We start from the raw sequence: 11,994 nt of genomic DNA on the forward strand, positions 1-11,994 counted from the left end.
GTATAACCATGTTTAAATACAAAATGAAAACCCGTAGTGTTCATGATCATTTTAGTATTAATTCAAGTGTCTTTAAGAAGAAGAGGGGTCATCATGAAAATAATTATTTCCAATAGTTCAAAGGAACCAATTTATGAACAAATTACGAATCAAATTAAATCGTCTATCTTATCAGGTGAATTACAGGAGGGGACAGCCATCCCTTCAATGCGTAAACTAGCAAAGGACCTACAAATAAGTGTTATCACAACGAAGCGTGCCTATGAGGAATTGGAGAAGGCGGGCTTTATCTATTCCATTGTCGGAAAAGGGTCTTTTGTTGCGGAGCAAAATTTAGAGATTATAAGAGAAAAGAAGCTGAAGGTGATTGAAGATCAGCTGAGTGCGGTCATATCGAATAGTAGAGAAATTGGCTTGTCATTTGATGAACTGCAGCAATTATTGAAGATTATTTATGAGGAGTGAAATAAATGGAGAATGTGGTTGAATTAAAAAATGTAACGAAGAAATTCAAAGGTTTTTCCGTTAAAAATATTGATTTGCAAGTAAAGCAGGGCTTTGTAACGGGGTTTATTGGGGCAAATGGTGCTGGGAAGTCGACAACGATAAAAATGATGATGAATTTATTAAAACCGGATGCCGGAGAAGTTAAGCTGTTCGGGTTGGACTACAAAACACATGAAAAAGCGATTAAGGAGCGCATTGGGTTTGTATACGATGGCAATGTGTTTTTTGATGGACAGAATTTAAAAGATATAAAACGAATCGTGGGACCTGCTTATAAAAATTGGGATAATGTACTGTTTAGTCGATATACAGAGCAATTTGAATTACCCCTTAATAAAGCAATGAAAACATTCTCAAAAGGAATGCAAATGAAGGCTTCATTGGCGATTGCACTATCACACCATGCAGAGTTAATCATCATGGATGAGCCAACTGCAGGCTTAGATCCAATTTTTAGACGGGAGCTGTTGGATCTCTTGCAGGAATTAATGATTGATAGTAATCGTACGATATTCTTCTCAACTCATATTACAACGGATTTAGATCGCATCGCAGATTATATAGCTTTTATACAAAGAGGGGAATTAGTCTTTAATAAATCTATTCACGATGTAGCTGAAAGCTATGCGCTCGTTAAAGGAGGAATGGACCTCCTAGATAGGGATACGGAAAAGGCCTTTGTTCAAATTCATCGTGCATCAACAGGATTCGAAGCATTAACAGACAATGTTAATGAAGTGAAAAGTATTTTCGGAGATACAGTTGTAATTGAACGCGCTTCTCTAGAGGATATCATGTATTACCTGAAAGGGGGCATGCACCATGTTTAATTTAATCAGACGGGATGTCATTTTACAAAAAAGGCAGTTGTTAATCTATATTCTTTGTATCTTATTTTTTATCTTTATGGATAAACATCCAGCATTCACTTTTCTTGTAGCCAGTATTTTCATTCCCTTTAACACATATGCCTATGATGAAAAAGTAGAGACAAATATATTATTGAATTCCTTACCTTATACACGTACGGAAATTATCGCATCACGCTATCTTGGGGCTATTGCTTATATGATTTTAGCAATTGGAGTGACAAGTCTAGTATTATATGCTTTTAATAAACCATTTACACTGACCGATATTGCAATGGGGAGTGGCTTATTTTTATTATTTGCGGCGTGTACCTTTCCATTATTTTATCTATTAAAACCAGGTCATATTACAATGACTGTAATGATTACCTTTCTGATTTTAGCGTTTGTAGGAAGGGATAGTGTTCTTTTTTTAGCTGAACATTTACCAGGCATAACGGATTTTATCGTTAATTTATCCATCCCAGCTCTATACACTGGAGCGACACTTGCCATCATGGTAGTTTATTTAATTTCTTGGGGAGTTACGACTGTTATTTACCAACGAAAAGCATTTTAAGAGGAGCGTTGCACGAACTGAAACAGTTAGAATTACCCTCGAAATAAGAGAGATTTCTTAGTCTACTTATGGAACAATTTTAATTTAAGATTAAAGAACGCTTATATGAGAGATGAACTGCGCCTCAATTGTTAGACAGCGTCTATCGATAGAAGCGCATTTTTTTGTGAAAATGATTGAATGGAAGCGGTTGTTTTGAAATAATGGGTTGTAAGAAATCGGGCGAAGTGTCTATGAAACTTTAATACATATCTATTATTTACAGTTGAAAGGTTGTTGTCTAATGTTAAAAGCCAAGGCTTTAAAAGCAGGAGATCAAATTGGGGTTATTACACCATCCTCTCCAGCACCTGTTCTTTTTAAGGAAAGATACCAACGGGGTTTAATCCAGTTAGAGGAGATGGGGTTTACAATTGTTGAGGGAAAATGCTCAAGAGAAATACAATCTTATCGTTCTAGTTCAATTGGAACAAGAGCAGAAGAAATAAATGAGTTCATTTATAACAAGGATATAAAAGCGATTATTAGTACAATTGGAGGCCTAAATTCAAATTCTTTATTGCCTTATATAGACTATGAATATTTAAAAAGGAATCCAAAAGTGATTATGGGATACAGTGATGTTACAGCACTTTTATTAGCAATCTATGCTAAGACAGGACTGACTACCTTTTATGGACCTGCTATTATTCCTTCATTCGGTGAGTTTCCTAAAATGTTAGCGAAGGGGAGGGAGTATTTTGAAGATATTGTCCTATTAAAAAAGAAAGCCCCATTTGCACTTGATGTACCATTAGAATGGACAGAGGAAAGGCTTGAGTGGGAGACGCAAAGTAGGGAAAAAGAGATGGTGAAAAATGAAGGGTGGAAAACGTTACGAGAGGGCATTGCCGTAGGAACGTTGATTGGTGGTAATTTAGATACAATGTCTGGCATCATTGGGTCAGAATATTTTCCAAATTTAAAAGGGGCTATTTTGTTTCTGGAGGACACTTCAAAAAATATGGCACTTGAAGAACGTTTGTTAAGTATGTTAAAAGTTAATGGGGTATTTGATGATATCGCCGGTTTAATTATTGGAAAGCATGAACATTTTAATGATTTGAAATCACCATTCTCACTCGATGAGTTACTATTGGAAGTGATTGGTGATACGAATATCCCAATTCTTTCAAATGTAGATATTGGCCATACTTTCCCTTCACATGTATTTCCAATTGGAATTAAAGTGAAGCTAAATGCTACAAAAGGAATCATAACGTTCCTTGAAGATGGTGTTGTAAAAGATAAAGTTGAATAATATAGATGATATTACTAAAGTGGAAGCCCTTTGGATGATTTCTTTTCAAAGGGGCTTCTTTTTGGCTGTTTGAAAATGCTGGTTAATTTCAAACGCTTTAATAGATCGAAACAGGCATATCATTTCAGAATTTAGGTTAACGATTAGTTAGTTTGTGAACAACTTCCAGCATTATTGTATTAAGAGCTCTTTGCCTAGTACTACGTTCTTAATATTTATTAATATTTTTCAATCTTTCTTATATAAATAGTAGTATTTAGTCCGATTTGCTAGGGGAAAGAACGTTAGTTTGTGATAAATGTCACAAAATGTTCATGTTCATTAATTCACATATGGTTGATTTCGTCCTACAATAGATAATAAGAAATACTGAAAAATTTTAAAGAGCAGGAGGCAGCTTTATGGAATTTGATAGTGTCATATTAAGTAGAATGCTCACATCTACAACTTTAGCATTTCACATCATATTTGCGACAATTGGTGTCGGTGTGCCTGTAATGATTGCAATTGCAGAATTTATGGGCATTAAAAAAAAGGATCCCCACTATTTATTATTAGCCCGAAGATGGGCAAGAGGATTTACAATTACAGTAGCTGTAGGAGTCGTGACAGGAACGGCGATAGGATTGCAGCTTTCTTTATTATGGCCTAGCTTTATGCAGGTGGCAGGTCAGGTGATTGCTTTGCCATTATTTATGGAAACTTTCGCCTTTTTCTTTGAAGCTATCTTTCTAGGGATTTATTTATACACTTGGGATCGATTTAAAAATAGGTGGATTCATTGGATATTAACGATACCGATTATGATAGGCTCTTCCGCATCAGCCTTATTTATTACAACGGTGAATGCATTTATGAATACACCTCAAGGATTTGATTTAGTTGATGGAAAAGCAATAAACATTGACCCAATTGCAGCGATGTTAAACCCTGCAACACCGACGAAAGTTTTTCATGTGTTAACTTCTTCTTATATGACATCGGCCCTTATACTAGCTGCGATTACTGCATTTGCAATTTTAAAGGGAAGCAAGGGGGAGTATCATCGCAAAGCTTTACGTTTAACAATGGTTGCTGGCTTTGTGTTTACGATTGGAACTGCACTGGCTGGCGATGTTTCTGCGAAATTTTTAGCAGAGTATCAACCAGAAAAATTAGCTGCTGCAGAGTGGCATTTTGAAACAGAATCAAACGCTGATCTTATTTTGTTCGGAACGTTAGATGAAAATAATGAAATTCATAACGAAATTCGAATTCCAGGTTTTTTAAGCTTTTTAGCTGGAGGCTCACTTGATACTGAGGTAATTGGTTTAAATGAGTTTCCAGAAGATGAGTTGCCACCACTATGGGTCCATTATTTATTTGATTTAATGGTTAGTATTGGAGTCTTTAGTTTAATCATTACTTTCTTCTTTATTGTTGCATGGAAATGGAAGAGGTTGAATGAATGGTGGAAGCCGCTATTATGGGGAATTGTTGCCAGCGGTCCATTAGCTATGCTTGCTATTGAATTTGGTTGGATATTTGCCGAAGTCGGAAGACAACCTTGGATTTTAAGAGGGTATATGAAAGTGGCTGAAGCAGCAACGAAGGGAGACGGTGTAGGGATTACCTTTATCCTATTTGTTTTACTATACATCGTATTAGCCGTGTTAACGATTGTCGTTTTAATTAAAATGTTTAAAAATAAACCAGCAGAAGCTGAATTAGAACAACGTTTTCCAATAAAACAGTAAAGACGTACATGAAGGTCACCTCGTCCTTCTATTTGGAAAGGAGGAAGTATTTTGAGCTTAGAAGTATTAGGAATAACCGTTTTGTGGATCTTTCTTTATGGATATTTAATCGTAGCATCCATTGATTTTGGGTCGGGATTTTTTGCATTTTATGGTAAGGTGACAGGGAAGGATCATATTTTGAATGATTTAATTAGTCGATATTTATCACCTGTATGGGAAGTAACAAATGTCTTTTTTGTTTTCTTTTTTGTCGGTCTTGTTGGCTTCTTTCCAGATACAGCTTATTATTTTGGAACATCTCTTTTGATTCCAGGTAGCATTGCCATTATTTTACTTGCAATAAGGGGCTCTTTTTATGCATTTGGTAACTACGGTTCAAAGGATAATATCGTCTATTTGTTTTTATACGGAGCAACAGGATTACTGATTCCGGCATCTTTATCAACGGCACTGACAATCTCTGAAGGGGGCTTTTTAAAAGTTACAGATGATAAAGTCATCTTTTTAGCAAATGAACTGTTGAAAAGTCCTTATTCATGGAGTGTAGTCGCCTTATCGATCGTGTCAGTCTTATTTATTTCTGCTACATTTTTAACGTACTACGCTGATAGAGCAGGAGATATAAAGTCGAGAGAAATATTGAGGCGTTTTGCATTGTTTTGGAGTCCACCTACGATCGTGACATCACTGCTAGTATTTGTTGCGTTGCGTGAACATAATGAAGAGCATTTTACTCAAGCAATTGAAATATGGTGGATGTTTGGTCTATCACTTGTTTTTTTCGCCATTGCTTCTTATCTGATTTATAAAAAAACAAGGTTTGGCTTTGCTTTTATCGCCGTTATGTTGCAATTCTTTTTTGCCTTTTTTGGATATGGTGCGTCACATTTACCTTATATTCTTTATCCGTATATTACAATCCAATCGAGTGTGACCAATCCTACGATGGGAACGACATTAGTCATTGTATTTATTGCCGGTCTGTTTCTTTTAATCCCGTCTCTTATTTTACTGATGCGCCTATTCCTATTCGATGCTGATTACATCAAAGGCCAGAAGTAATATTACTTTCATTCCCGTAAAAATATGCTAAAATAGTGGAGAAGTGATGACTTCAATTTGGGGGTATAAAGGTGAATAAAGAATTTATAGTCATAGGCTTAGGTCGCTTTGGAGGAAGTATTGTTCGGGAATTAGCGGAGCAAGGAATGGAAGTCATGGCCATTGATAAATTTGAGGATAAAGTAAATGAATTTTCTTCTATTGCCTCGCATGCTGTAGTCGCTGATGCCACTGATGAGTCTGTGTTAAAAAAATTAGGATGTCGCAATTTTGACCATGTAATCGTAGCTATTGGGGATGATATCCAAGCTAGTATTTTAACGACGTTAATGCTAAAGGAAATCGGTGTACAAAACATTACAGTTAAAGCACAAAATGATTATCATGAAAAGGTACTTCGTAAAATCGGTGCTGACTCTGTAGTACACCCCGAAAGAGATATGGGAAAACGAATTGCTCATAACATTGTTTCGAATAATGTACTAGATTATTTAGAGCTTTCTGATGAGCATTCCATTGTAGAAATTGTTGCAAATGAACAATTAGCAGGTAATTCACTAATTGATTTAGATATCCGTGCAAAATATGGAATTAATATTGTTGCCATTAAACGAGGAAATGAAGTAATTGTTTCACCACAAGCGAGTGATTTAATTCGTTCGGGTGATATATTAATTGTTATTGGTGCGGATAGTGATATAAATCGTTTTGAAAAGAAAGTATTATAGAAAGTAAGGCATATCAGTCTTTATACTGCGCCTCCCATTGTTGAATTGAACAATGGGAGGTGCAGTTTTTTTATGGCCAATACAAATCGTTCTCTGTTATTAAAATAGAAACGAACGCTATCGATGTAAGAAACACAATGATTTTAATCTAGGTAAATCAATATAAGCAGAATGTATGGAAGCCTTTAGGTTAGAAAGAGAGTGTAACTGTTTTATCCTAAGGGGTTTTTCAGTAAAAATAAAGTGCTTATAGCATTAAAAGATAGATAATAGAACGGTTAATTGACAATGGAATTTTCTGGGGGAAGTTCCGTAAAATGGAATACTTGGATAATTTTTATTGGTTTATTCAGTAAAATGTTTTAAACTAATAGTTAGTTTAGATGAAAAAACAAAATTATTTGTATATTTCTTCTAAAATCCATTGGAGGTGTTTCAGATGAGGTTTATTGATAGTCATTTAGGAAGTTTCAATATTAGGTTCGTAATATGAGTAAATAAGGTAAAGGAAAATTTGTTAAAGTCATTATAATGTCAACTCCTAAAATCTAAAAACAATTTTAAGGAGTGAGTTATAATGAAGTATATAAACGCAAATAATGCCTTACCTAAGCAATTGTTAGTAGAAATACAAAAATATGTTCAAGGACAATTAATATATATACCAAACACTGAAGGGACTCGAAAAAAGTGGGGAGAAAATTCAGGTAGTAGAGAGTATATAAAGTATAGAAATGAAAAAATCTGTGAAGAATTTACTACAGGATTAACGATTGACCAACTATCAGAAAAGTACTGTCTTTCTGTGTATAGTATTCAAAAAATCGTTTACTCAAAGAAAAGACGATGAAGAGCTGACTGGATTAACAATCCAGTCAGCTCTTTTGTGTAGAAAACGATTATACTTATTTAAAATATATTGTTCACAAAGAAATACAGATAAAATAAAGGTGAAACAGGCTAGATGTAACATATTTACTAACGAGTGAATTTGCAGCGAGGGCAAAAAATAGGGTTACATCATTTAAAATAAGGGGATTTATTAATGAATACTAATGAAAAAAACTATCTAAGTATAGAAGAGATTATTTCATTACCAACACTATCAGGTACAAACATAAGTGAAGATGGTAATAACGTAGCATTTGTTAAGAAGACAGTTAACTGGAAAGACAATAATTATAGTAATCATGTATGGATATATGAAAAAGATAAAGGGCAGTGTTACCCATTAACAACTAGTGATACAGAGAGTACAGACCCATTATGGTCTCCCGATTCTAGAAATATCGCCTACCTAAGCCCAGTTGGTGATGGTGATAATAAGAGAAATCAGATATTTGTAAAGGCAATAGATGGTTATAGTGGTGTTCAAATTACTGATGAGAAAGAAGGGGTCATTAATTTCAAATGGGAGCCTACTGGCAAGGGTTTTTATTATGTTGCACATTCAAAGGAATCTGAGGAGATAAAGAAACGTAAGGAATTATATGGAGATTTCCATCATATAGGCAAGGATTACCAGAATAATAGTTTATATTATATTGAAGTAGAAAAAGTGATGCAAAAAGATAAAGGTGAGCATGATAGTAGCGTTGTTCATCAACTAACTGATGGTAAGGATTTTCATATCCATGATTTTGATATTTCAAATGATGGGAAGAAGATTGTATTAATGGCTACACCAAGCCCAAATATGGGAGATTATTTTTATCAAGACCTATACATACTAGACATTAAAGCTGAAGAGCTACAAAAGATGAATATAGATAAGTTGTTGGGAGGGAGCGTTTGCTTTTCTACTGACGGCAGCAAAATATGTTACTCAGCAAGCATAAGGGAGAAGGATTACTATAAGACCCATATACAAGATAGTACACTAGAGATATATGATATTAACAATGGAGAGTTCATTCAACCTTTAACAGATTTTGATAGTACCGTGATTCCATTACGCTGGACAGCTAAAGGAATTTTAATTAGATGGCAGAATAAAACGAATTATCTTATTGGATTATTATCTGAGAATGGCACTGTGGAAATGTTAAGTGAAAAAGTAGATAGCTTTATAATGGAGGCTTCTATAACAAGAGATGGAAATCATCTATCCTATAATAAGGCTATTACAACTGAAACCTTTGAAATCTATTTAGACGATAAAAAAATAACGAATGAAAATAGCTTTTTCAAAGGAAAACTTAAATGTAACAGGGAAATAATCTCATGGAAAAGTAGCGATGGTCTTGAAATAGAGGGGATTTTATCAACCCCAGTTGAGTTTGACGAAAATAAAAAATATCCCTTATTAGTGATAATCCATGGTGGTCCTGCTTGGGCATCCTTTCCAATATTTTCAGGCTGTTTTGATGAGAAATATCCTATTGAACCGTTTATCGAGAAAGGCTTTATCGTTTTAGAACCAAACTACAGGGGAAGTTCTGGTTATGGTAATGAATTTTTAAAAGCAAACTATAGAAAACAGGGAATTGCTGACTACGAAGATGTTATATCTGGAGTGGATAAACTAGTTGACATGGGGATTGTAGATAAAGATAGAGTAGGAGTTATGGGATGGAGCAACGGGGGATATATATCAGCTTTCTGTTCTACATTTAGTAGTAGATTTAAAGCTATTTCAGTTGGAGGTGGAATTACTAATTGGAGTACCCATTATGTACATACGGATATCCCTTACTTTGTTAGGATGTATTTAGGAGATAATCCATGGAATGATCCAGAAATATATACTAAAACTTCACCAATGACCTATATTAAATCAGCCTGTACCCCTACTTTAATCCAACATGGCGAAAAGTGTGCAAGAGTTCCAACTCCAAATGCTTATGAGCTATATCAAGGATTAAGGGATATGAAAGTTGATACAGAATTAATTATATTAAAAGGAATGGCCTATAGTTCTGACCAGCCAGGAATTAATGTAGCGATTATGAAGCAGAATTTGATGTGGTTTTCACACTATATTCTTGGAGAAAGCATGATTGATCTTAATGTATTATAATTAATAAAAGCATATCCTCACAGGATACAAAAAGGTGAAACAGCCTTCATAAGAGGGCTGTTTTTTAATAACCGTCATCTTAATCTTATAAACATGAAAAAGTTCATAGGATATTCCTATGAACTTCAATAGTATGTTACTTGACGATATATGATAAATTACTCTGACGTATACTCTTTTTCGTCAGTATGTTTATGATACTCATCACTATGATTCGTTCCACCCTCATATTCATCATTTGAATCATCGTGAGTAAACTCTAACTTATCCTTTACACCTAATAGATGTGCTAACTTTACAGGTACTTGTGCATTATCATAATAACCATTAAAATACTCGGCTCCTGTACCAATTGCACTTAAAGGAATTCTTACACCTGTGTGGATTTCAGTTGTCCATCCAATATTTCCCCTAAGTGCAACAATTTCACTAATGGCTAAACCAGTTTTGGTGTAGTAGTAACCAATATCATTGTTTTCATTATCGTCTGATTCCTCATCCATAGCTTTATTTATAATTTCTAGTTCTTTTTCACTTAACTCTCCCAATCCGTAATCGTTGCTTAGATAATGTAAGAATGCTTCTCTATCCTTATTAAATTCTTCAGTAAACTTCGTTTGAGCTACGTCTTCAATTGAATGATTACCAACTAATTTATCTAAATGTAACATGTATTCCTGGGTTGTTTTGCCGTCTTTATCATAATCTCCTAATCTTCCCCCTAACGTAAGTCCTCCTGTTTCGTGGTCAGCAGTCACTAAGATTAGGGTTTCATCAGGATGCTTTTCATAGAATGCTAATGCTTCATCAATTGCTTTATCCAATTCTAGCGTTTCTTCAATGACTCCAAGAGCATCGTTTGCGTGAGCAGCATGGTCAATTCTTCCTCCTTCTACCATTAAGAAGAATCCACTGTCTTCCCCTTTGTTATATAGAAATTCAATTCCTTTTTTAGTCATTTGATCTAATCTAGGATACTCTTTGCCTTCTTTTTCTGTTTCATCTCTATCAATTACATAAGGAATGTGTGAATAAGAGAACAGCCCTAAAACTTTTTCCTCTTTAGTTATGTCTTCAGATAAGAATTTAGTAGTGTCCTTCTCACTTAAGAAAATCGTATAACCTTCATCTTCAAAGGATTCAATTAACCCAGAATCTTCTCTTTTTGAATTTAACCCCATATCATTATCTTCCCCAACGAAATGTCTGTATCCTCCGCCTGCTAAGAAATCGACACCAGATTCTAAATAATCCTCTGCAATTTCATTTGCATTTTCTCTTGAATCTTGATGACTTGCAAAAGATGCTGGTGTTGCATGAGTCATTCGCGTTGACGTAATAAGACCAGTTTGGAACCCTTCTTTTTCTAAAGCTTCAATAATTGTTGGTTTACTCGTTTTATCATCTTCCATTCCAATGGCTCCATTATACGTTTTGTACCCACTTGATAATGAAGTTCCCGCAGCTCCTGAATCTGTAATTAGAGTATCTGAGGAGTGTGTACTAATATCAGCTGCCACTGGTAAAGTGTGCATGGATAAAATATCTGTATTTCCCATAACCGTATTTTTATAGTATTCTGTTAAACTTCTTTGCGGCATACCCATGCCGTCCCCTATAAATAGAAATACGTATTTTGGTTGTTCAATCTCACTTTTAGCTGCAGACTTCACTTCTTTATTATGATCTTTTTCAACTTCAGTATTAGATGTACATCCAACTAAGCCTGTCATAATTAATGTGCTCGCTAATAATTTCTTTACTTTTTTCATGAATATGATCCCTCCTATATGTCTAAAGAAATTCTACATTCTTAAGATGAACTCAATATTTTTTCGTTGTTAAATATATGTAAATAATTCATTAATAGTTAATAAAAGTAATTTACATTCATATATTTATATAATTAAAATAAAAAACTAGTCCTAATACACATATGTATATTTTTAATAGTAGACAAAAAAACACTGGTAGATCAGTACGTGTTAAGGCTGCCAATTGATCTCATATAAAAAAATCAACATTAAAATTTAACAAAGGTTAAGGGAAAAAGAAGGGGAGGGGGGAGTAAGTAAGACAGATACGGAAAGTGGATGTACGTAAAGGACGACAAAAAAATACTGATAGGTCAGTACGTGTTCAGACGATCGAAAAACTTTAATAGCTTATATATGTAAATTTATGCATTTATTTAATTGGAAAAAGATATTA

10 protein-coding genes are annotated in these 11,994 nt (G+C 34.4%); 9 read left to right on the forward strand and 1 reads right to left on the reverse strand.

The window, feature by feature from the left end; all coding sequences use genetic code 11:
• Positions 1 to 93 precede the first annotated feature (93 nt).
• The 9 genes from WAK64_RS02705 (at position 94) to WAK64_RS02745 (ending at position 9,783) form a co-directional block, all read left to right on the forward strand.
• Positions 94 to 465, forward strand: coding sequence for a GntR family transcriptional regulator (locus WAK64_RS02705; protein ID WP_336585403.1), 372 nt, complete (start codon positions 94 to 96; stop codon positions 463 to 465).
• Positions 466 to 470: 5 nt separating this feature from the next.
• Positions 471 to 1,337 (forward strand): ABC transporter ATP-binding protein, encoded by an 867-nt coding sequence (locus WAK64_RS02710; protein ID WP_336585404.1) that lies wholly within the window; start codon positions 471 to 473, stop codon positions 1,335 to 1,337.
• Positions 1,330 to 1,935: an ABC-2 transporter permease gene (locus WAK64_RS02715; protein ID WP_336585405.1), complete on the forward strand. Its 606-nt coding sequence runs from the start codon at positions 1,330 to 1,332 to the stop codon at positions 1,933 to 1,935. The genes WAK64_RS02710 and WAK64_RS02715 overlap by 8 nt, the downstream gene beginning before the upstream one ends.
• Before the next feature lie 283 nt (positions 1,936 to 2,218).
• The gene (locus WAK64_RS02720) at positions 2,219 to 3,235 is read left to right on the forward strand and encodes a S66 family peptidase (protein WP_336585407.1); all 1,017 of its coding nucleotides are present in this window, start codon (positions 2,219 to 2,221) and stop codon (positions 3,233 to 3,235) included.
• Positions 3,236 to 3,636: 401 nt separating this feature from the next.
• A complete protein-coding gene (locus WAK64_RS02725; protein WP_336585408.1) occupies positions 3,637 to 4,971 on the forward strand; it encodes a cytochrome ubiquinol oxidase subunit I in 1,335 nt (444 codons plus the stop codon).
• A gap of 51 nt (positions 4,972 to 5,022) precedes the next feature.
• The gene (locus WAK64_RS02730; protein WP_336585410.1) at positions 5,023 to 6,036 is read left to right on the forward strand and encodes a cytochrome d ubiquinol oxidase subunit II; all 1,014 of its coding nucleotides are present in this window, start codon (positions 5,023 to 5,025) and stop codon (positions 6,034 to 6,036) included.
• Positions 6,037 to 6,107: 71 nt separating this feature from the next.
• Positions 6,108 to 6,764 carry a potassium channel family protein gene (locus WAK64_RS02735; protein ID WP_336585411.1) on the forward strand — a complete coding sequence of 219 codons (657 nt, stop codon included), beginning with the start codon at positions 6,108 to 6,110 and terminating at the stop codon, positions 6,762 to 6,764.
• A gap of 577 nt (positions 6,765 to 7,341) precedes the next feature.
• The gene (locus WAK64_RS02740) at positions 7,342 to 7,614 is read left to right on the forward strand and encodes a CD3324 family protein (protein ID WP_336585412.1); all 273 of its coding nucleotides are present in this window, start codon (positions 7,342 to 7,344) and stop codon (positions 7,612 to 7,614) included.
• Between the two features lie 195 nt (positions 7,615 to 7,809).
• Positions 7,810 to 9,783, forward strand: coding sequence for a S9 family peptidase (locus tag WAK64_RS02745; protein ID WP_336585413.1), 1,974 nt, complete (start codon positions 7,810 to 7,812; stop codon positions 9,781 to 9,783).
• A 158-nt stretch (positions 9,784 to 9,941) separates the two neighbouring features.
• Here WAK64_RS02745 and WAK64_RS02750 read toward each other — a convergent pair whose 3' ends face one another.
• Positions 9,942 to 11,555 (reverse strand): alkaline phosphatase, encoded by a 1,614-nt coding sequence (locus WAK64_RS02750; protein ID WP_336585414.1) that lies wholly within the window; start codon positions 11,553 to 11,555, stop codon positions 9,942 to 9,944.
• Between the last annotated feature and the right edge of the window lie 439 nt (positions 11,556 to 11,994).

This window comes from Bacillus spongiae (assembly GCF_037120725.1).
In the GTDB taxonomy this organism is placed as follows: Bacteria; Bacillota; Bacilli; order Bacillales; family Bacillaceae_K; genus Bacillus_CI; species Bacillus_CI spongiae.